The organism is Sedimentibacter sp. (assembly GCF_038562225.1).
Classification (GTDB): domain Bacteria; phylum Bacillota; class Clostridia; order Tissierellales; family Sedimentibacteraceae; genus Sedimentibacter.
The window spans coordinates 37948-57829 of the sequence record NZ_JBCFAS010000002.1; the positions used below are offsets into that span (position 1 = coordinate 37948).

At 42.2% G+C, this 19882-nt stretch carries 16 protein-coding genes and 1 other annotated feature; all 16 genes read right to left on the reverse strand.

Going from position 1 to position 19882, the window contains the following annotated elements; translation table 11 throughout:
* Positions 1 to 41: 41 nt before the first annotated feature.
* The 16 genes from murA to AAGU76_RS06895 all read right to left on the reverse strand — a co-directional run bounded on the left by murA (position 42) and on the right by AAGU76_RS06895 (position 19874).
* On the reverse strand, positions 42 to 1304 hold the full coding sequence (murA, locus tag AAGU76_RS06820; protein ID WP_342484724.1) for a UDP-N-acetylglucosamine 1-carboxyvinyltransferase: 1263 nt from the start codon (positions 1302 to 1304) through the stop codon (positions 42 to 44).
* Between the two features lie 156 nt (positions 1305 to 1460).
* The gene (gene murG, locus AAGU76_RS06825) at positions 1461 to 2588 is read right to left on the reverse strand and encodes an undecaprenyldiphospho-muramoylpentapeptide beta-N-acetylglucosaminyltransferase (protein ID WP_342484725.1); all 1128 of its coding nucleotides are present in this window, start codon (positions 2586 to 2588) and stop codon (positions 1461 to 1463) included.
* A 282-nt stretch (positions 2589 to 2870) separates the two neighbouring features.
* Positions 2871 to 3992: a putative lipid II flippase FtsW gene (ftsW, locus tag AAGU76_RS06830; RefSeq protein ID WP_342484726.1), complete on the reverse strand. Its 1122-nt coding sequence runs from the start codon at positions 3990 to 3992 to the stop codon at positions 2871 to 2873.
* Positions 3967 to 5340, reverse strand: a complete 1374-nt coding sequence (gene murD / locus AAGU76_RS06835) for a UDP-N-acetylmuramoyl-L-alanine--D-glutamate ligase (RefSeq protein WP_342484727.1) — start codon at positions 5338 to 5340, stop codon at positions 3967 to 3969. The genes ftsW and murD overlap by 26 nt, the downstream gene beginning before the upstream one ends.
* 36 nt (positions 5341 to 5376) lie before the next feature.
* The gene (gene mraY, locus AAGU76_RS06840; protein WP_342484728.1) at positions 5377 to 6351 is read right to left on the reverse strand and encodes a phospho-N-acetylmuramoyl-pentapeptide-transferase; all 975 of its coding nucleotides are present in this window, start codon (positions 6349 to 6351) and stop codon (positions 5377 to 5379) included.
* A 17-nt stretch (positions 6352 to 6368) separates the two neighbouring features.
* Positions 6369 to 7853: a UDP-N-acetylmuramoyl-L-alanyl-D-glutamate--2,6-diaminopimelate ligase gene (locus tag AAGU76_RS06845; protein WP_342484729.1), complete on the reverse strand. Its 1485-nt coding sequence runs from the start codon at positions 7851 to 7853 to the stop codon at positions 6369 to 6371.
* 170 nt (positions 7854 to 8023) lie between these two features.
* Positions 8024 to 10153 carry a penicillin-binding transpeptidase domain-containing protein gene (locus AAGU76_RS06850; RefSeq protein ID WP_342484730.1) on the reverse strand — a complete coding sequence of 710 codons (2130 nt, stop codon included), beginning with the start codon at positions 10151 to 10153 and terminating at the stop codon, positions 8024 to 8026.
* Between the two features lie 10 nt (positions 10154 to 10163).
* Positions 10164 to 10637 carry a hypothetical protein gene (locus AAGU76_RS06855; RefSeq protein ID WP_342484731.1) on the reverse strand — a complete coding sequence of 158 codons (474 nt, stop codon included), beginning with the start codon at positions 10635 to 10637 and terminating at the stop codon, positions 10164 to 10166.
* Between the two features lie 3 nt (positions 10638 to 10640).
* Positions 10641 to 11570, reverse strand: coding sequence for a 16S rRNA (cytosine(1402)-N(4))-methyltransferase RsmH (gene rsmH / locus AAGU76_RS06860; RefSeq protein WP_342484732.1), 930 nt, complete (start codon positions 11568 to 11570; stop codon positions 10641 to 10643).
* 12 nt (positions 11571 to 11582) lie between these two features.
* Positions 11583 to 12020: a division/cell wall cluster transcriptional repressor MraZ gene (gene mraZ, locus AAGU76_RS06865; RefSeq protein WP_342484733.1), complete on the reverse strand. Its 438-nt coding sequence runs from the start codon at positions 12018 to 12020 to the stop codon at positions 11583 to 11585.
* 223 nt (positions 12021 to 12243) lie between these two features.
* Positions 12244 to 12987 (reverse strand): prolipoprotein diacylglyceryl transferase, encoded by a 744-nt coding sequence (gene lgt, locus AAGU76_RS06870; protein WP_342484734.1) that lies wholly within the window; start codon positions 12985 to 12987, stop codon positions 12244 to 12246.
* Positions 12988 to 13110: 123 nt separating this feature from the next.
* On the reverse strand, positions 13111 to 14349 hold the full coding sequence (locus AAGU76_RS06875) for a hypothetical protein (RefSeq protein WP_342484735.1): 1239 nt from the start codon (positions 14347 to 14349) through the stop codon (positions 13111 to 13113).
* Between the two features lie 356 nt (positions 14350 to 14705).
* A complete protein-coding gene (gene pheT, locus AAGU76_RS06880; protein ID WP_342484736.1) occupies positions 14706 to 17102 on the reverse strand; it encodes a phenylalanine--tRNA ligase subunit beta in 2397 nt (798 codons plus the stop codon).
* Positions 17103 to 17111: 9 nt separating this feature from the next.
* Positions 17112 to 18134 (reverse strand): phenylalanine--tRNA ligase subunit alpha, encoded by a 1023-nt coding sequence (gene pheS / locus AAGU76_RS06885; protein ID WP_342484737.1) that lies wholly within the window; start codon positions 18132 to 18134, stop codon positions 17112 to 17114.
* Positions 18135 to 18180: 46 nt separating this feature from the next.
* Positions 18181 to 18402, reverse strand: a binding site (T-box leader).
* 39 nt (positions 18403 to 18441) lie between these two features.
* Positions 18442 to 19224 carry an RNA methyltransferase gene (locus tag AAGU76_RS06890; RefSeq protein ID WP_342484738.1) on the reverse strand — a complete coding sequence of 261 codons (783 nt, stop codon included), beginning with the start codon at positions 19222 to 19224 and terminating at the stop codon, positions 18442 to 18444.
* An 8-nt stretch (positions 19225 to 19232) separates the two neighbouring features.
* Entirely contained in the window at positions 19233 to 19874 is a 642-nt protein-coding gene (locus tag AAGU76_RS06895) for a TrkA family potassium uptake protein (protein WP_342484739.1), read from the reverse strand.
* Between the last annotated feature and the right edge of the window lie 8 nt (positions 19875 to 19882).

The following is a 19882-nucleotide window of genomic DNA, read 5'->3' on the forward strand; positions in this document are numbered from 1 at the left end:
CCTTTTGGACTCTTCGGCGATCCATGCAGGACAGTACACTATCAATCCTTGGCTTCTGTTATGACAGCACCTATATTCTGAAGCTTCTTTACAAACTTCTCATATCCTCTGTTTATGTGATATATGTTGTTCACCTTGGTGGTTCCTTCGGCTCCCAGTGCTGCAATCACAAGCGCTGCTCCCCCCCGAAGATCTTTGGCATCGACCTCGGCGCTGTAGAGCCTGTCGACGCCCTCAACAACTGCGACCCTTCCGATGGTTGTTATGTTTGCACCCATTTTCTGAAGTTCCGGCACATGCTTGTATCGTGAATCAAAGACTGTTTCCTCTATTATGGATATGCCGTTGGCTGTTGCCATGCTGGCCATGAACTGCGCCTGCATGTCGGTTGGAAATCCCGGATAAGGCTGAGTTGTTACCTTTTCCACCGCATTTATTTTTCCTTTGTTTGTAATTACAATTGTCCCATGTGTTTCTCTTATTTCACATCCGGCATCCTCATATATTGAGGTTATTGACTTGAAGTGAGATTTTTCAATGTTTCTTATGTAGATTTTGCTCTTCATCGATGCCGCTGCACTCAAATAAGTTCCTGCCTCAATACGGTCGGATATGATCTTATATTCTACAGTGTCTGTGTTTTGTGATTCTTTTCCATCAATAACGATTGAACCTGTCCCTGCTCCTGCGACCGCATAGCCGCACGCATTCAGGAAGTTCTGCAAATCTACGATTTCCGGTTCCTTGGCAGGGTTGTAAATAACTGTCCTGCCAGGTATTCCCACAGCAAAAAGCATAATGTTTTCTGTTGCCCCAACGCTTGGATAGTCAAGCAGGATTTCTGCTCCCGCAGGCTCAGTTACCTTTCCCACAAGGAGTCCGCTTTTTTCTGTTATTTCAACTCCAAGCTTCCTCAATCCCTTAAGATGCAGGTCTATGGGCCTGAGTCCTATCTCGCATCCTCCCGGATATGCTATTTCAACATTTCCTGTTCTTTGAAGAATCGCTCCCATCAGTATTATGGAAGATCTTATTTTTCTTACAAGTTTTTCAGGAACCTGGCATGTGTTAAGTCCCCGGGTGTCAATCAAGGTAACCCCGTTGTCATATTGCACAATACAGCCCATGTCATGCAATATTTCCAGCATATCCTTTACATCTTCTATATCTGGTATGTTTTCAAGAAGATATTCTCTTCCGCTGATAACCGTGCTGGCCAATATAGGAAGTGCAGCATTCTTAGAACCACCGATGTCGACTATTCCTTCCAGGCTGTTCCTCCCCTCAATTATAAAGCTTCCCATTTTATCCCTCCGCAACAAGTAACATAGATACCGGAGAAAGTTAATCCGGCAACGAAATGATTATCCATCCGAAGAATATGATGCAAGTTATTATATTAATAACTTGCACTTGTTACTCGTATTTGATAATCATAATATATGTTATGCAAGGTCTCATTACTTGTTACTTTTGGATTTCTGCTTGATGATATTTACCATGGTCTCATAGATTTTGTTTTCCACGTCGGTGTTTCCCATCCTCTTTGAGTTAAAAGACATTGCCTTAAGCACATTCTTATTGTCAATGATCTCATCAATGGCTTTTACGAGGGTTTGGCCGTCCAAGTCCTTTTCAAGTATGACTTTTGCAGCTCCTTCCTTCTCAAGGGCCCTTGCATTGTATTCCTGGTGGTTCTCGGCTGTATACGTCTTCGGTATCAGAATGGACGGTACCCCGATAGCTGTTATTTCAGCAATGGTTATGGCTCCGGCGCTTCCGATTACTATGTCTGATGCTGACAGTGCCGCCGCAGCCTCGTACATATAGTCTCTCACTTCAATGTTATTTTCAATTTTTACCCTTTTGTCAAGCTCTGCCATGAACTTCTCATAGTGCTTTTTCCCTGTAATATGAAGAATCCTTATGTTTTTCTTACCGTTGTAGTGAGCTATGGCTTCCGTTATGGATTCATTAAGGCTTATCTGGCCTCCGCTTCCGCCGAAGGAATATATAAATATATCGTCAGAATTCAGCTTAAAGTTAGCTCTTGACCTTTTTCTGTCAGTGGTAAGTATATCCTTTCTTACCGGATTTCCCACAAGCACCAGCTTTTTTCTTGCTTCTTCCGGGAAATATTTCTCGGCATCCGCAAAGCTTATGCCGATAACATCTACGACCTTTGACAGAAGTTTGTTAGTGATTCCCGGGAAGACATTCTGCTCGTGAATCATCGTGGGCACCTTCCTGAGGCTGGCTGCCAGAACCACAGGGCCGCAGACATATCCGCCTGTTCCAACTACTATGTCCGGTTTGAAGTCTTTTATTATTTTTAATGATTCCATCACTCCCTTGGCCGAAGCCAGCAGTGTCTTAATGTTTTCCGGACTTAAGCTTCTTCTCAGATATTTCGCTGTAACATATTTGAAGTCAAATCCTGCCTTGGGAACAAGCTCGCTTTCCATGCCGTTTTTGGTTCCCACGTACAATATTTCATTGGAAGGGTCCTGGGCTTTAACCTTTTGGGCAATTGCCAGCGCCGGATTTATATGGCCTCCGGTTCCTCCTCCTGTTATAAGCACTTTCATTTAATAATCACGTTCCTTTTAATAATTTAAATAACTGTTATAAATAGGCGCAGTCTCATTCACCAATGTATTTGCTTCCTTCGGTCGCATACATTGGGAAGCTCAGTTTCGTTCACATATTTGCTCATTCGCTTTCGCTCATGCGAATATGGAACTCATTGCGTTTGAATTACCAACAATTTCTTTCTCCTTAATGGTCGAAGAAATTGGGTAAATCATAATCGTTGCGAATGACCTACCGCCATTTTCAGAAAAAAGACTCTGAAAATGGGGTTAGGGCATCTAGTTTCTGTATGTATTCGAATATTTTGAAATATTTAAAAGTATTCCCATGGAACACAGAAGAAACATCAGTGATGAACCTCCTGCGCTGATAAACGGCAGAGCCCTTCCGGTAGGAGGCATTGATGATGTGGCCACGGCAATGTGAATTATGAACTGAACAAGCACCAGAGTTGTCAGCCCAAGAGCAGTCTGGCTTCCGAAAAAATCTTCCGTGTTCATGGAAATCCTCAGTCCTCTCCATGCAAATACCACAAAGGCCAGCATCAGGAATACGCAGCCTATGAATCCCATTTCTTCTCCGATTATGGAAAAGATAAAATCGTTGTATGCTTCAGGCAAGTAGAAAAACTTCTGCCTGCTTTTCCCTATTCCCATGCCGAAGAGCCCGCCTGTTCCCAGGGCATACAGAGACTGGATTATCTGCCATCCCTGGTCCTGTTTGTACTTGAAGGGATCGAAGAATACAATTATTCTGGTTATTCTGTAGGGCTGCATGGCAATCATCACCACAACGCCTGTCACTGCTGCTGCGACAAGCAAAAACAGGTGGCTGAGTCTGGCACCGGCGCAGAAGAACATTACCATCAGCGTACCACCCAAAATTATGGCAGTGCTTAAGTCATCCTGCATGGCAATCAGCCCGCAGAACACGCCGATGAAAGCCATGGATGGAATGAAACCCTTTGTGAAGGAACTCATATTTTTGCGGTTTCTGTCAAAATAATCCGCCATGTATAAAACTCCGCCTATCTTAATTATTTCTGAAGGCTGGAATGTTATACCGCCTATGTTTATCCACCTTTGGGCTCCGTTTGAAGCAATTCCCATAATCACGGTAAGCATGGCAAATCCGATGCATGCAATAAGAATCAGTTTGTTGAATCTTGCATATATCTTGTAGGGTATGTTGGTGAAAAAAATCATTCCTGCCAGTCCAATGACGGCGGCAATAACCTGTTTTCTCAAAAAGTAAAAAGGATCGCCACCGTATTTATAGTATCCGTCCGGATAGCTGGAGCTGTATACCATCAGAAACCCGAAAAGAACCAATACTATTATGTTAAACACCAAAACCCAGTCCACAGATTTTCTGCTAGATTTGCGTACCGCTTCCTCCATAATACTTTACCCTTTCCTTGAAATCTCTTCCCCTCACCTCATAGTTGGGATACATATCCCAGCTTGCGCAGGCGGGAGAAAGAACCACATTGTCTCCTGACACGCTTAATTCAAAACATTTTTTAACGGCCTCATCCATGCTGCCAACCTTGAATATGTTTGTAAAACCATAGTTTAGTGCACATTTCTCAATATCATCCGCAGTCTTTCCTAAGAGAACCAAAGCCTTTACCTTGTCGTCGAAGGATTTGATGAAATCGTCATATTCTGATTTCTTGTCATAGCCTCCGGCAATTAAAATAATGGGCTTTTCAATCCCTTGCACAGCTTTTATTGAAGCATCCGGATTAGTGCCCTTTGAATCGTTGTAAAATTTCACATTGTTGTATTCGCCGCAGAATTCAAGCCTGTGCTCAACGCCCTTGAATTCCCTGAGCACCCTGGCGATGGTTTTTGCATCAATGCCGAGAGCTATGGCTGCACCTGCTGCCGCCATTGCATTTTCAAGATTATGTCTGCCTGGAATGAATATATCCTTTGTGTATGTTATATGTTCGATCTTACCTTCACGGCTGTAAAGCATCCTGCCCTCATGAGCGTAAATGCCTTCTTCCAGAACCCTCTCTGAACTGAAGAAAATTTTCCTGGCTTTTATGTTTTCAGAATAATTTCTGATGGTTTCGTCTTCGTAGTTTAATATGGCAAAGTCGTTTTCATCCTGATTGATGACATTTTTAAACTTTGCCTCCACGTAGTTTTCCATGGTGTGGTGGTAATCCATATGATCCGGTGTGATGTTTGTTATGACGCTGATGTGTGGTTTGTATTCATATGTTCCAGCCAGCTGAAAGCTGCTGACTTCGGCCACAAGAATATCGCCTGATTTTGAGTTCATGGCATCGTCAAAAATGCCGAATCCTATGTTTCCCGTAAGCTTGCAGTTTTTTCCGCTTTCCTTTACAATTTCACCTATGAGCGTTGTGGTTGTGGTTTTTCCGTTTGTTCCTGTAACCGAAATGAAGGTAGCATCAGAAATCTCATAGGCTGCCTCCACATCACTGATAATCCTGATGTTTTTCTCCATGAGCTTCTGCACAATTAAAACCTCGTACTTTATGCCCGGGCTCTTAATGGCAAAGTCAAGCTCTTCCATATTAATTTTATCTATGTCGCTGCTTCCAAAATAATATTCGGCTTTTATTCCTTTTAATTCATGAAGTCTTTGTTCCAATTTTTCCCTTGGGGATTCATCGTATGCGTATATTTCAGCTCCCAGCTTATTCAATGCCTTGATGCTCGCTATTCCCGATACTCCAAGTCCGATGACCAGCACTTTCTTGTCTTTCATTTTTAACCTCTCTAAGCCCACTATAATTTTATGTGACTATATTGAATAAATGCCTATAAATGCCAATATTACAGTCACTATCCAAAAAACTCCCACAACTTTTGTTTCCTTCCACCCGCACATTTCAAAATGATGGTGAAGGGGTGCCATTTTAAATATTCTTCTTTTTGTCCTTTTGTAGTGAAGCACCTGAATTATTACCGACAGGGCTTCCGCAAAATAAATTCCTCCGATTACGGGAATAAGAAGCACAAAATTGGATAAGACAGCTACTGCTGATACTGCCCCTCCCAATGCAAGAGATCCGGTGTCTCCCATGAACACCTTGGCCGGATTTGCATTGTGCCTTAAGAATCCGAGACATGCTCCCGTAACAGCCGCACTTATTATTGCAACACCTTCGTATATTTCGTTTGTTCCCTTAAGGCTGTTTGCTATGAGGCTGAATGTAGCCATTACAATCAGCGTCACTCCGGTGTTCAAACCGTCCAAACCGTCAGTGAGGTTAACCGCATTTACGGTTCCCAGCACAACAAATGTCACAAAAGGAACATAAAGCACTCCCAAATCAATATATGCATTCATAAACGGTATGACAAGTTTTGTTCCGTAAGCACTGAACCTTGCTCCGTACATTCCCAGTAAAACCGCAAACACCACCTGGCCGATTATCTTCTGATATGCCCGAAGGCCAAGGTTTCTTTTGAGCACCACCTTGATGTAATCATCAAGAAATCCCACAAAACCGAACCCAAGCATAAAAAACAGCACAGCCCACACTTCACGGGTGTAGTAGCCACTGGTCAGAACTGAGATAACCACAGAAAGGACAATTATTATTCCTCCCATTGTTGGTGTACCCGATTTGCTGTAGTGAGACTTAGGGCCCTCCTCCCTTATGCTTTGTCCAACTTTCAGGCGCCTTAATACCGGTATTACCACCGGTCCCAGAAACAACGCTATTAAAAATGATACTATAATTACTCTGATTATTTGTACGCTGCCTTGCATATTATACTCCTTTGTGTCTATTCCCTTAATCCTCTTTTTTTCTCTACGTCTCTTATTGCCATTTTTGCTATATAGCCTTCATCGTAAGGCACCTTTTCGGTTCCCATATCCTGATAGGGCTCGGTGGATTTTCCTGCTAACAGTATTACATCATTGCTTTTGGAATTATCTATGGCGTAGTAAATCGCCCTGTCGCGCTCCACGATTATTTCAAACTTTCCGCCTGCTTTTTCCACTCCCTTGGAAATTTCCATGCATATGTCGTAGGGATCCTCAAAGCGCGGGTTGTCGGATGTCAGTATGCTCAGGTCGCAGTATCTGCCGGCAATTTCTCCCATTGGTGCTCTCCTTGACAAATCTCTTTCTCCGCCTGCTCCAAACATGACGATCTTTCTTCCCTGGGCAAACTCATCGATTGTCTCCATGACCTTTTCAAGACCATCCGGGGTATGGGCAAAATCAAGGATGATTGTGCAGTCCAGATTATTTTCTAGAATCTCAAATCTGCCCTTCACTCCCTTGATTGAACAAAGGGCATCTATAATGTCGTCTGCTGCCACTCCCATGGCATATGCGGCACCCAGTGCGCCCAATGAATTAAGCACGCTGAATTTGCCTGGTGTGTTAACATGAACCTTCTTCCTGACTCCCATAATGTCAAGATCGAAACTGGTTCCCTTCATGGTTGTTGTCAGATTGGAAGCCTTTATGTCAGCCTCATTTTCTATTCCCACAGACAGAGCTTTTACACCGTCAGCCTTCAGCTCACTGTATAGCCTGTGGCCGTAAGTGTCATCCACATTGATTATGTTGTTGACCCTTGTGAGATAGAACAGTTTTTTCTTTGCCTGATAATAATTTTCCATGGTCTTGTGAAAATCAAGGTGATCTCTTGTAAGGTTGGTGAATATTCCAACTTCAATGTTTACATTGTCAACCCTGTTCAGTTCAAGGGCATGTGACGACACTTCCATGAAGCAGTGAGTGATGTTTTTTTCTGACATTTTAGAAAGGTAGCGCTGAATGTCTGCAGCTTCCGGAGTTGTGTTGTCAATCTTGATTTTTTCTTCTCCTATAAGCACACCCATTGTTCCGATTATTCCGGACTTTTCTCCCAGGTGGTCGTATATTCCCTGCAGCAGGTATGTGGTGCTTGTTTTTCCGTTCGTTCCGGTGACACCTGCTATATGTATCTTTTCCGATGGGCGGCCATAGATTATGTTGGCGGCAGGAGCCATGGATTCCCTTGGAGATTTCACCACCACAAAATTGCTTGTTCCCTTTGACTCTTCAGGAACATGGTCGCACATGACGGCAGACGCTCCGTTTCTTATTGCATCATCAATAAACTTGTGTCCGTCTGATGTAAAACCCTTTATGGCCACGAAAATATCTCCTTTTTTTGCTTTTCTGGAGTCATTGGTGATACCATTTATGTCAACAGTGTCGTTTCCTTCGAAACTAATATGTTCAATTTCCTTAAGCAAATTTTTAATATCCATAATATTGCTCCCCTAATAAAAGTGTATGTTATTATATGCAATTTTATCATAATTAAAATCATAATACAATAATACTGATTGCCTTAATTTTCAAAAGATTATTAAGATTTTATGAATTGAAGGACAAAGGGCGGTCAAAAATAAATAAACGGAACGCAGTGCGTTCCGTTCTAATTAAGCATCAATGTGACAACCGAACCTTTAACAACCTTTTCGCCGGCTTTCGGAAACTGTGATTTTACAATTCTGTCTGCATCGACTTCGATTGTAATGTTACTTTCAAGTCCCGCGTTAATCAGCCTGTCAGTTGCCTCTGATATGGTAAGTCCCAACAGTTCCGGAACTTCGACGGTCTGCGCTTCGACCTTACCAAGCTCCTCTTCAGTATAAACAGGTTCGACATCGTAGTATTTCAAAATATTTTCAAGCAAGTCCGCAGCCACAGGTCCTGCCACAATACTGCCAAAGTATCCTATGTTGCGGTCAGGCTCATCAACCATTACCAGTGTCACAGCCCTGGGATTGTCAACCGGTGCCACGCCTACAAATGATGATATGAACTTACCGTCCTCGTAATGTCCGTTTATAACCTTCTGCGCAGTTCCTGATTTACCGCCGATTCTGTATCCGGCTCTGTACGCCTGCTTGGTTCCTGCCTCTGCTGATTCCCTCATTATCTGGAGCATTATTTCTGATGTTTCCTGGGAAATAACCTTTCTCCTTATGACCGTGTCAAAATTCTTTATAACATTTCCTTCCTCGTCAATGAGCTGCTTGACGATTCTCGGCTGCATGAGATTGCCTCCGTTTGAAATGGCCGAAATTGCCGTAACAAGCTGTATGGGAGTAATAGCTACACCCTGGCCGAAAGCCTGTGTTACCACATCCACATCCTTCATGTTATCCGGTTCCTTCACCAACCCTATAGCTTCGCCGTTTAACTTGATGCCGGACTGTTCTTCAAAGCCAAAAGCTCTTATATACTTGTAAAATGCATCCTTTCCTATGTCAAGCCCTATCTGAGCCAGCGCATCGTTGCAGGAATTCTGTATGGCTTCCGACAAGGTTTGCTGTCCGTGAGGCCTGTAATATCTCCAGCACTTGATGTTCTCATTGGGTATCTGTCTTACAAACCCGTCGCAAAAATATGTGGAATTAATAGTTGCCGCATTTTCCTCCAGTGCGACAGCAGTAGTTATGAGCTTGAAAGTTGAACCAGGTTCATATATGTCATTTACAGCAGGATTTCTCCACATGTCAAACCAGGATTTTTGGAGTTCCTGATCCGGCAGGATTTCCCATTCCGCCTTTATTTTTTCATCCTGAGGTTCCTTTGGTTCGTTGGGATCATAATCCGGTTTAGATGCCAGGGCAAGAATGTCGCCTGTGTTCGGATCCATTACCACTATTGTGGCCCTCTTGGCATTGTAGTCCTTTAGAACCTTTTCAGCGCTTGACTCTGCGTAGTGCTGAATTACTTCATCTATTGTAAGAACAACTCCCAGACCGTCCTGGGATTCATAATATTCATTGTAACCAAAAGGCAATTCTCTCCCGTAGGCATCTGTATTTACAACGGTTCTTCCAGGAACGCCTGTCAGATAGTCGTTGTATGTTGCTTCAACTCCGTAAAGTCCGTCCTGGTCAACGTTTGTGAATCCTATTACATATGGAGCGAAATTTCCGTATGGATAAATCCTCTTGTTGTCTTCGATTATGTTTATGCCGCTTAAACCCTGTTCCCTGATCTTCTGCGCCTGTTCGTCCGTTATCCATTTCTTCAGAACCACGTAAGAATAATTGGATGTTATTTTCTTCAATACATCATCATAGTTCATTTCAAGAATTTCTGCCAGAATCTGTGCCGTCTGTTCAGGCGTGCTTGTGTTCACCGGTATTTCATCGGCTGCAGTCTTCGTATCAGAAAACATTGATTTGTTTATCTTTTTTAAAAGGCCTGTAATGAAGCTTTCATCCTCACTGTCATCGTCTTCCTGAACGTTCTCCTGAGACTGCACACCCTTCTTCACGTCTGCCGGAAAGCATGTTACGGTATTCGAATTGACGCTTACGGCAAGCTTCTTGCCTTTGGCGTCATATATCGTTCCTCTCTTGGCGCTGATTGTAATGTCTCTGGACCAGTTCTCCATAGCCTGCTTCTTGTATTCCTCGCCTTTGATCAGCTGTATGTACCCAAGCCTTATAACCAGTGCAATCGTAGCTAAAAAAAAGCAAAGCAAAAATACCAACATTCGCTTTTTATTCTGAAGGTTAGTATTGCTCTTTACGCGCTTTTTCATATGGTACCCCCTATCTAATGAAACTTGCCACCTTGTCTATCAATCCTACAAACAAGTTTTCGTCTTTTGCCTGTGCTGCGGTTTCATCATTGGTAGTTTCCGAACTTCCATATGCAAAGTCAACAAATACGGTTTGCTTTCTGGTGGGATAATTCATTCCCAGGTAAGCCTTTGCCATTTCTTCAATGCTGTTGGTGTTTTTTATACTCTCCAGGGCAATGTTGTATTGGTCTATGTCGTCATTTAAATCAGTTATTTCCTGATTGAGATTGTTAAGCTCCATCTGCTTATCCGTAATGACAGCATAATTATAGATAATTAATAGTCCGAGCATGAATGTGGCGGCTATCATTGCTGTGTTCTTTAAATTTTCAATCATGCCGTTGTTCTTCTTTTTTCTTTTTATATGCTTTTTGTTTGGAGAATATACCGCATTTTCCTGTGCATAATCAAATTCAACTGCTTCTTTTCTCAATGCCGACATAATTTACACCCTTTCGCCTATTCTTAGTTTGGCACTGTGTGCCCTGCGGTTTTCAGTCAACTCTTCGTCTGATGGTAAAATTGGCTTCTTTGTGATTATTTTAAGCTTGCGCCTGTGGTCGCACATACACTTTGGAAATTCCGGCGGACAAATGCAGTCCTTGTTCAAATCTGCAAATGAGTTCTTTATTATTCTGTCCTCCAGGGAATGAAAAGTTATTACGCTTATTCTTCCGCCCCTGTTCAATGCTTCCACAGCATCCTTGATTGTGTTTTCAAGTATCTCCAGTTCATGGTTCACTTCAATCCTTATTGCCTGAAACGTTCTTTTCGCCGGGTGTGAGCCTTCCTGCCTGACCTGCTTCGGAATGGCCTTCTTTATTATGCTTACAAGTTGTCCGGTTGTTTCAATGAACTCGTGCTCCCGTTCCTGCACTATGAATTTTGCTATTCTCGCAGCCCACTTTTCTTCACCGTACTCCCACAGTATTCTGGAAAGCTCGTGTTCCTCATAGCCGTTTACTATGTGTCGTGCGGTAGTTGTCTGGTTTTTGTCCATCCTCATGTCAAGAGGCATGTCGTAGTTGTAGCTGAACCCTCTTTCCGGTATGTCCAGCTGAAAAGATGAAACTCCCAAATCGAATATGATTCCGTCTATTTTCTCTATATTCAAATCTTCCAAAACTTCTTTAATATTGCTGAAATTGCTCTTTACCGGTATAAAATTCGGAAAGTCCTTAAGCTTTTCTGATGCCCTTTCAATGGCATAATCATCCTGGTCAATGCCGATAACCTTGCCGGCTGTTGCCCTTTTCAGTATTTCCTGAGTATGCCCTCCCCCTCCCAAGGTAGCATCCACATAAATTCCATCTGTCTTAATGTTAAGGCCTTCTATTGATTCGTCCAATAAAACCGATTTGTGCATGTAATCCATGTGACTCCTCCTTTATAATCCTATCCCCAAATCTGACATCTTTTCTGCAATGCTGTCAAAATCCATTTCGTCATTGTTGGAGTAATCATTCCAACTGTCTTTGTTCCAAATTTCAATTCTGTCTATAACCCCTATTATAGCAGCTTCTTCGTTAAGACCGCTGAACTCGCGAAGTTGCGGCGGTACCAGTATTCTTCCCTGTTTGTCAAAAGTACATTCAGAAAATCCTGAAACAAACTGTCTCAAAAAAAATCTTTCCTGTTTGTTGAAGGTGGAAAGGTTTCTGAGTTTACCGACGAATTCATTCCATGTTTCAACAGGATAAACAAACAAACATTTATCCAGGCCTTTTCCTATATAAAACGTTTCGCCCAACTCATTTCTAAATTTCGAAGGTATGATTACCCTTCCCTTTTCATCAAATGAATGTATGTATTCACCAGTAAACATTTTCTACCACCTACTGGGCACATTATACCACATTGTGGGTATAATTTACCACTACTATTTTATTTTTTTGAATTTTTTTTTGGTTTGTCCACAGAGGCATGTAGAAATTCCTGAAATAAAAAAAGATCCCTCACTTGCTTAGGATGACAATACGTTTGTATTTGTCATTCTGAGCGCAGCGAAGAATCTCCTCCGTTAATTCTTAAATCTTAATTCTTAATTCTTAATTCTTAATTGAATTATTTTTCTTTTTAATATACAGAAGCAGCAGCACTCCTGCCAGCACTGAAGCCAGGCTTATGAGCTGTGCCACGCGCATTCCAAGAAACATCAGGCTGTCGGTTCTTAACCCTTCAACAAGGAATCTCCCGGCAGAGTAAAGGATGAGGTACAGCCCCAGCACCTGCCCGTCGGTAGTTTTTTTGTTCTTTCTGAACCACATCAAAAACAGGAAAATGCAAAAATCAAATATTGATTCGTACAGGAATGTTGGGTGGACTTTCTGACCATTCACCATTATTCCCCACGGCAGGTTTGTGGGGCCGCCGTGAGCTTCCTGATTAATGAAGTTTCCCCATCTTCCGATGGCCTGACCTAAAGCAACGCTTGGCATTACTATATCAAGAAGTTTTAACACGTTTATTTTTCTTATTCTGCAGAATAAAACTCCAACTATGACACCGGCAATGAGAGCTCCATGTATGGCAAGTCCGCCGTTTCTTATATTAATAATCTCTCCCGGATTCTTGCTGTAGTAATCCCAGGAGAATATTACATAGTAAGCCCTGGCCCCCACAATGGCAGACGGTATGGCTACCAGAAGAAAATCCAGAAGATCATCCTCCTTGAATCCTATCCTTTTGCATTCTCTCAATGCAAATATAACTCCCAGCAGAACGCCAAGAGAAATCAGCACTCCGTACCACATTATATCAATTCCAAATATCGTAAACGCTACTGGATCCATAATCCCTCCTACAATCTTTATTAGTATTTCCAAATTTAACATTAACCATTATATAGTTTTATTGATGGTTAGTCAACAGTATGAAAAAAGAGTCGCCTCCTTGATTAAAGAAGGCGTCAATGTCTAGGCAAAATGGTTCATGATTTTTTCCCATACAAGCTTGGTTTCTTCGAACTTGTCATAATGCTTTTTAGTGTTTTTATGATACTTGTCCAGTTCAGCCAATACATTCATAAACTCAGGGTGCCGGAAATAGCTGCATATTTTCGGAAGAGTTTCTACCAGGCTTTCACGCATTTCTTTTATTGTTGTTTCGTATTCATCAGGCTGAGTTATATAAGTTAACAGAGGCTTGTACCTTATCCAGCCGATGCATGCCTTGTAAAATCTTTCAATTATCTTTTCATTTTCAGCTTCTATAAATTTAAGTTTAGTGGGAAGAACGCCGGATAAAAGATTGTTATACGTTGAAAAACCGTCATGGAAAGTATAGCACGGAACGCGCAGAACGCTCCTGTCACTGAGACATGTGCTTAAAAAAGTATCCTCGCCTCTTGCTCCCGGAGGATTGTAGAAAGGGAAAACTCTCTTTGGCTGCTTAAGATTAATGCAGAGGTTAGCCCCTGAAATGAACTTTGTATTGTTTGTTTCTTCAACGTCAACAGCCTTATCACTGGTCAATATGCCGGTGTCTGCATATGTTACGCCTCCGTCATTCATAACGCTGACAATTTTGTCCCAGTTTATTATGTCGTTGCTTATTGCCTCAATAAATGTTTTAAAATCACTTTCAGTCATTTTATCATTAAAATTAATGTGAGGAATAGGGGAAATGTACCCGCAGTGATTTCCATGGGTTATGTCTGTATGCTCTATATGTCTGAGATGAATTCTAAGGACATGCTGGCCACTCCATATGGCTGACTTTCTGGTGTTGGTTACAGCCAGAGGGTACTCATCATCATCCAGAAAAACAAGGTAATCCATTTTGTTTTTAATTGCGTAATAAAGAATGGAATTGCGTTTTGCAGCATACCCCTTTCCGAATATCAGAGATGCTTCTTCAGGTTCAATTACATTTTCCCTGCTTAAACACCTGATTTCCTCCTTGATTGATTTGTTCCCTATAAAAGAAACGCTGTCAATCTGCTTCATAAGTTCAGGATGAATTCTTGTAAAATCCGAAACCCTTGTATTATTGTAGCTTAGATCGTAGGCTACAAACAAATTCAAGCTTACCTTTTCATCTTCCACAAGCCCTGATTCATTCCAACTGTAAATGTAAGTTTTCAATACATTGAGAAAACTTTTTCTCCCGGTGGCAAATCCAATACCAACCTTAATATTTTTTCCGTTTGTCATCTTTCCTTTCCCTCCTATGTATAGAAATTTAAATTTTATAGTAATTGTAAAATTTAAAATCAAATTAACCTAAGCAGGATTAATTGCATGGCAAGAAAACAATATTATTGCATTCTTTAATATAGTATAGTTGAGATTTTAATTTTTGATTGTTCTGACGCTATTGAAGCTATGAGATATGATGATTGCATGAGCATTAAAATGTAAAGTTATCTTAGTCTACATGATTTTTTCCAATTTGTCAAATTCCCACCAAATAAAAAAATGAGATTCCTCTAAATCCTGAACCTGCGTCCTGAATTAAAAGAACCTCACCTTATATAATTCTTAACTCTTAAATATTAAATCTTAATTGATCAACCTCGTAGGCTTGCTTCAAACTTATGTTCAAGAGTTTTCAAAATCTGGTCGTGGATTTTTTCCACTTCCTTGTCCTTCAGCGTGCGTTCCTTGCTTCTGTAGGTAACTGAGAACGCTGTGCTCTTGTAGCCTTCTTCAATGTGCTCTCCCTTGTAAACGTCGAACAGCGTTACGCTTTCAATAAGGTGCGGGTTCACGCTTCTGATGGCTTCTTCCATGTCGCCTGCCAGCACTTCATCCTTTACCTTAACGGCAATGTCTCTCACCATGGCAGGATACTTAGGCAATGCTTCGTATTTCCAGTTAGTGTCCTTGTTATCAAGAATCTTCTCAACGTCTATTTCTGCTATGTAAACCTTGTGGTCTAGTCCATAGTTTCCTGTTACTTCATGGCTTGCTTCTCCGTAAATTCCAATGAGCTCATCTCCCATGTAAAGACCTGCTGTCCTTCCGGGGTGGAAAGTGTAGTTATCCTTCATAGGCTTCAGCGCAGCAGCTATTCCAAATCTTGAAAGCAATCCTTCCACAACTCCCTTAAGATCGAAGAAATCGTAATTTCCATACAAACCTATGCAAAGCTTCTGTTTTTCGTAGGGTTCCTCTGTTACAGGCTGAGATTTTGGAATGAACACGCTTCCTATTTCAAACAGTTTTGCATCAGTTACACCTCTGTTTGAATTTCTCTGAACAACTTCCATCATGTTTGGTATGAGTGTTGTTCTCATGGAACTGAAATCTTCTCCCAGAGGATTCAGAATTTTAACGTAATTTCTCAGGCTGCTGTCTGCAGGTGCGCATATGTTGTCATAGGTCTTGGGGCTTATGAACGAATAAGTTGTTATTTCGTAAAGTCCCATACCGCAGAGAATGGTCTTCATGTGATCTTCCAGAACACGTACTTCTGATTTTCTTCCAACCCTTGTACTTCCTGTTAACGGCTTTGATTCAATGTTCTCAAAACCATAAAGTCTGCCCACTTCTTCTATGATGTCTGCTTCCTGCTCCAGGTCCGTTCTGAAGTACGGAATCTTGCAGTAAATCTTTTCCCCATCGAATGTGCTTTCAATTTCCAATGAATTCAGGGATTTCAGCATGTCTTCCACAGGAATGTCAACTCCCAGAAGCATTTCGCTGCGGTAAGGTCTGAGCGTCACAACCGGCGGCTCATAATCTTTCTTGCCTGCTTCCATGTATCCGCCCACTACTGTTCCGGCTCCAATCATCTCGATGAGCTGGCAGGCCCTTTTGCTTGCCAGTTCCACCATCATGTGTCCCATGGGTTTTTCGTTTCTTGCTGAAGCCTCAGAGCGCATTCCAAGCTTCTTGGATGTTTCTCTGATGGATTTTGGATTGAAGTTTGCACTTTCCAAAACCATTACTTTCGTGTCGTCGCTTATTTCAGAATAATATCCGCCCATAACTCCGGCGATGCAGGCTGGCTTTTCACCGTCTGCTATTACAAGCATATTTTCGTTTAACGGTCTTTCGTTCTGGTCTATCGTAACAATGCTTTCACCTTGTTTTGCTCTTCTGGCTACCAGCTTTCTGCCTTCCAGGGATTCCAGGTTGTATGCGTGAAGAGGCTGGCCAAGCTCAAGCATTACATAGTTCGTAACGTCAACTATGTTGCTTATGGGTCTCATGCCCGCATCCATCAATGTTCTTTGCATCCACAGCGGTGATGGTCCGATTTTTAAGTCTTTTATAACTTTAGCGTAGAAGCGGCTGCAAAGGTCCTCATCCTCAATTTCAACGGCGTTAAGATAATCTTTGATATCCCCTTCTTCGTTTTTGATGTCTATTTCAGGAAATTTGAACTTTGTTCCCAGAGTTGCGGCGGTTTCTCTGGCCATACCCACGATGTTAAGGCAGTCAGGTCTGTTGAACGTAACCTCAACCTCCAGAGCGCTGCCGTTTAACTCCAGAACTTCCTTGATGTCCTTTCCAAGGGGAGTGTCCTTGGGAAGTATTATAATACCGTCTCTTGATTCCTTGGGAATAACCTTGTCATCGAAACCAAGCTCCTCGTAGGAAACCATCATGCCGTAAGACGGCAGTCCCCTAAAGTTTGTTTTCTTTATTTTTAATCCGTTTGGAAGCACAGCACCTTCCAATGATACAGGAACAATGTCCCCCTGGCTGATGTTTTTAGCTCCCGTTATTATCTGAACAGGTTCTGTTTCATTTATGTCTATCTGTGTCACCACAAGCTTATCAGCATTGGGGTGCTGCTTTATTTCGAGAATCTTTCCGGTTTTTACATTTATTACTTCTTTTGTATAGTCAATTACAGCGTCAACGTGTGACCCTGTCAGCGTCAATTTGTCAGCCAATGTCTTGTCATCAGTGTTTATGTCAACATACTGGCTCATCCATTTAATAGGTACTAACATGGCAACCTCCTAGAATTGTTTTAAGAATCTTACATCATTTTCAAACAACAGCCTTATGTTCGGAATTCCGTACTTAACCATTGCAACACGGTCGATTCCCATTCCGAATGCGTAGCCCGAATAAACTTCCGGATCTATTCCGCAGTTACGAAGCACATTGGGGTGTGTCATTCCGCATCCCAACAGTTCCATACTCCAGCCTGTTCCGTGGCACGCAGGGCATCCCTTGCCCATGCAGATGGGGCACGATACGTCAACTTCTGCGCTGGGCTCAGTAAACGGGAAGTTGTGAGGTCTGAAACGTGTCTTCATTTTGCTTCCGAAAAGTTCCTTAACGAACTGGTCGATTGAATCCTTAAGATTTGCCATGGTAACTCCCTTGTCCACAACCAGGCATTCCATCTGATGGAACATCGGAGAATGGGTGTCGTCAACATCGTCGAAACGGAATGTTCTTCCGGTAGACACCATTCTTATGGGAAGCTTGCCTTCTTTCATTACCCTTATTTCAACCGGTGAAGTGTGAGTTCTTAAAATCAGGTCGTCTGCTATGTAAAAAGTATCTGACCAGTCTCTTGACGGATGGTCGTATGGTGCGTTAAGGTCGTCAAAGTTGTTTGCCACAGTTTCGATTTCAGGTCCGCTGATAACATCATACCCCATTCGCATAAACACGCTCTCCAACTCTTCCTTTACCTGAATGAGCGGATGTCTTCTTCCTATTTCAGGGATCCTGCCAGGCATGGTTATATCAAGAGTCTCTGACTTAACCTTCAATGCTGATGCATGCGATGAAGTTTTATCCTTTATTTCCTTGATTTCATTTTCTATTATTACTCTGACCTCGTTGGCCAGTTTGCCCATCTCGGGTCTTTCCTCTTCAGACAATGTTCCCATTGACCTGAGGATCAATGTAAGCTCCCCTTTTTTACCCAAGTACTGAACTCTCACTTTTTCAATATCTGCATTATCATTGCATTGTTTCAGCTGTTCCAATGCTTCTGTCTTTAATTTCAAAAGTTGCTCTTTCATGAATTCTCCTTTCACATTCCATATTAAAATAAAAAACTCCGCCCCTGCAAGAGGCGAAGTCCGCGATACCACTCTAATTTGCCCTGACTGCAGCGCTGCAGTCAAAGCCTCATTTCAATAACGGTTTTTTCCGTGCAGGACTACTTTGTTTCATCCCGCAGGCTCCAAAGCGAATGTTCAGCATAAATGTCTTAAATCACTTCCAGCCAGGGTGATTATTCTCTGAAAAACATGTGTTCATGCCTACTTACTTTTTCATTGCCTAATATTAAATTAACGTTTAAATTATACCAGATTGGAATTTATTTTACAACAGTTTTTTTCTCATTTCATAAATGCATATGCCGGCAGCTATGGAAGCGTTAAGAGACTCCGCCCTGCCTGACATCCTGATGGTTATTTTCTGATGTGAAGCTCCTGCAATGTCAGCAGAAACACCCTGGCCTTCATTTCCGATGACCACACAGATCTTTTCGGATTTTTCCACATCTTCAAAGGAATATTCCGATTCTACAACCGTCGAATAAACCTTGAACCCTGCCTGTTTCAGGTTGACAACAGCCTCATGATCATTGTCGGCGTGAATGAAAGGCACCCGGAAAATAGCCCCGGCCGACGCCCTCACCACCTTCGGATTGTACTGGTCCACGCATCCTTTATTAAGAATTACAACGGCTGGACCGAAGGCATCCGCAGTCCTTATGATTGTTCCGAGATTGCCCGGATCCTGTATCCGGTCACACATTACGGCAAATTTCATATGATTGAAGTTTAATGAACTTTCCTGTTTTTTTCCGATAACAGCCAATACACCCTGGGCATTTACCGTTTCAGCAACCGAGTCAAATACATCATCGGTGCAGGCAAATGCTTCTGCTTTTATCCCTTCAAGCATATCCTTCACTTCGTCCTTCAATAGGGCGCTTTCGCTGAAAAGGACGAATCTTATATCAGCCTTTTCCTTAAATGCTTCCTGGACAAATTTTATTCCTTCAACCGTAAAGACTTTCTCCTGATCTCTGAACTTTTTGGTGTTCAAGGAACGGATGTACTTGATTTTCACATTGTCCCTGCTTGTTATGACATTCATGCTATATCCTATCTCGAGTTGCTGAGTTTGTTAAGGTTGTCGTTGTGGCCCAGTATGACTACTATGTCGTCTTTTTTTATTACTGCATCCGATGGAGGAACTATGTTTATTTTTTCCCCTGTCTTGATTGCGATTATTGTCATATCTTTAAAGTTGAGGTCTTTCAGAGACTTCTGCTCCCATTCCTCCAGCGCTACGGTTTCAATTATGCTGTAGTCCGGTGAAAATTCTATGACGTCAAGAATGTTTGGAGTAACAAGTCCGTATGCCACACGCATACCCATGTCCCTCTCAGGATATATTACCTTGTCTGCTCCTATTTTCATGAGAAGTTTGCCGTGGATCTCGCTCATGGCCTTGGAAATAACCAGTGGCACCCCTGCTTCCTTTGCAATGAGTGTTCCCATTATTGAGGCTTCTATGTCTGAACCTATGGCAACCACTGCCACGTCAAAATTTCTTATGCCCAGCGTTCTGAAGGATGCCTCGTCAAGGGCGTCCATCTGTACCGCATGTGCCACATATTCCGATATTTCTTTTATTATGTCAGTATTCTGGTCTACGACCATGACGTCATGTCCAAGTTTAGTCAGCGTCTTGGCTACGGAGGAACCGAATCTTCCGCATCCTATTACAATTATCTGTTTCATGTTTTTCT

Bases quoted from the DNA above. Each gene is read 5' to 3' on its own strand.
- murA (WP_342484724.1), bottom strand. From the start codon at position 1,304: ATGGGAAGCTTTATAATTGAGGGGAGGAACAGCCTGGAAGGAATAGTC.
- murG (WP_342484725.1), bottom strand. From the start codon at position 2,588: ATGAAAGTGCTTATAACAGGAGGAGGAACCGGAGGCCATATAAATCCG.
- ftsW (WP_342484726.1), bottom strand. From the start codon at position 3,992: ATGGAGGAAGCGGTACGCAAATCTAGCAGAAAATCTGTGGACTGGGTT.
- murD (WP_342484727.1), bottom strand. From the start codon at position 5,340: ATGAAAGACAAGAAAGTGCTGGTCATCGGACTTGGAGTATCGGGAATA.
- mraY (WP_342484728.1), bottom strand. From the start codon at position 6,351: ATGCAAGGCAGCGTACAAATAATCAGAGTAATTATAGTATCATTTTTA.
- AAGU76_RS06845 (WP_342484729.1), bottom strand. From the start codon at position 7,853: ATGGATATTAAAAATTTGCTTAAGGAAATTGAACATATTAGTTTCGAA.
- AAGU76_RS06850 (WP_342484730.1), bottom strand. From the start codon at position 10,153: ATGAAAAAGCGCGTAAAGAGCAATACTAACCTTCAGAATAAAAAGCGA.
- AAGU76_RS06855 (WP_342484731.1), bottom strand. From the start codon at position 10,637: ATGTCGGCATTGAGAAAAGAAGCAGTTGAATTTGATTATGCACAGGAA.
- rsmH (WP_342484732.1), bottom strand. From the start codon at position 11,570: ATGGATTACATGCACAAATCGGTTTTATTGGACGAATCAATAGAAGGC.
- mraZ (WP_342484733.1), bottom strand. From the start codon at position 12,020: ATGTTTACTGGTGAATACATACATTCATTTGATGAAAAGGGAAGGGTA.
- lgt (WP_342484734.1), bottom strand. From the start codon at position 12,987: ATGGATCCAGTAGCGTTTACGATATTTGGAATTGATATAATGTGGTAC.
- AAGU76_RS06875 (WP_342484735.1), bottom strand. From the start codon at position 14,349: ATGACAAACGGAAAAAATATTAAGGTTGGTATTGGATTTGCCACCGGG.
- pheT (WP_342484736.1), bottom strand. From the start codon at position 17,102: ATGTTAGTACCTATTAAATGGATGAGCCAGTATGTTGACATAAACACT.
- pheS (WP_342484737.1), bottom strand. From the start codon at position 18,134: ATGAAAGAGCAACTTTTGAAATTAAAGACAGAAGCATTGGAACAGCTG.
- AAGU76_RS06890 (WP_342484738.1), bottom strand. From the start codon at position 19,224: ATGAATGTCATAACAAGCAGGGACAATGTGAAAATCAAGTACATCCGT.
- AAGU76_RS06895 (WP_342484739.1), bottom strand. From the start codon at position 19,874: ATGAAACAGATAATTGTAATAGGATGCGGAAGATTCGGTTCCTCCGTA.